The 1,002-nt window shown below is 50.2% G+C and carries 1 protein-coding gene and 1 pseudogene; both read right to left on the reverse strand.

The window, feature by feature from the left end; translation table 11 throughout:
- Positions 1–549 (reverse strand): annotated as a pseudogene (metL, locus tag R7127_RS27005) (bifunctional aspartate kinase/homoserine dehydrogenase II); the annotation flags it as partial.
- 14 nt (positions 550–563) lie between these two features.
- Positions 564–1,002, reverse strand: a 439-nt coding sequence (locus R7127_RS27010) for a PLP-dependent transferase (RefSeq protein ID WP_318148776.1), incomplete at its 5' end; no start/stop codon positions are given.

Raw genomic sequence — 1,002 nt, forward strand, 5'->3', positions numbered from 1 at the left:
CGGTGATGATGACGCGTTTGTGGCTGTGCTGCGCCAACGCCTCCTTAATCAGGGGATAAGAACGCGCACGGTCAACTTCCGGCTGAGTACCGGCTTCTGCACGTAAAAATGCACGAGCATCTTGTGCGACCGCAGGAACATTTTGTTGTGAAAGCAAGGCAGCCAATAAACGTGAAGACCACACTTCACCGTGACCCAACACTGCCGCTTTTTGCGCATCCGTCAGTGGTGCAGCCAGCTCGGCTAAGGTACTGAACTCATCGTGCAAAGAAGCGAGCAATTGCGTCTGCACCTCGCCTTCTAATAAAGATTCAATTAGCTCCGACTGGAATTGTCTTAAGCCTTGCAGTGCTTCATGCGCAATACGGCCATCTTTGTCTAAACCTTCCAGAAACTCGATCAAGCGATAGTGGTCTTCCCCGCGGCGGATACCACCACCAGATCATTCTCGGCAGAGTATTCTTTGAGAATATCGGCCACACGTAAGTAACATTCAGGGTTTGCTAAGCTGCTGCCACCAAATTTATGTAACTGACGTTGTACACTCATTTTTAGTTCTCCTATTACTGAGCAGCTTTTACAAAGGCTTGAGCGAGATCGGCAATCAGGTCTTGTGCATCTTCTAAACCCACAGACAGACGAAGCAGCTGATGCGACACGCCCGCTTCCGCTAACGCCTCTTCCCCCATGGCTCGATGCGTCATAGATGCGGGGTGACAAATCAAACTCTCCACGCCACCAAGCGACTCTGCAAGAGAAAACAGTTCGAGCTCTTTAACAAACACTTTAAGTTGCTCAAATGAGCCTGCAAATTCAAAGCTCAACATAGACCCAAAACCCGACTGCTGCTTTTTCGCGATTTCGTGACCAGGATGATCTGGCAAGCTCGGATGGTAAATCTTCGCGACCAAAGCCTGCTGTTGTAGGTAGTTGAGTACGTGTTGAGAGCTTTCTTCGTGCACTCGCATACGGGCGCCTAAAGTGCGGATCCCACGCAACGTC

It is taken from the genome of Vibrio sp. 1159 (assembly GCF_033340395.1).
GTDB lineage: Bacteria > Pseudomonadota > Gammaproteobacteria > Enterobacterales > Vibrionaceae > Vibrio > Vibrio alginolyticus.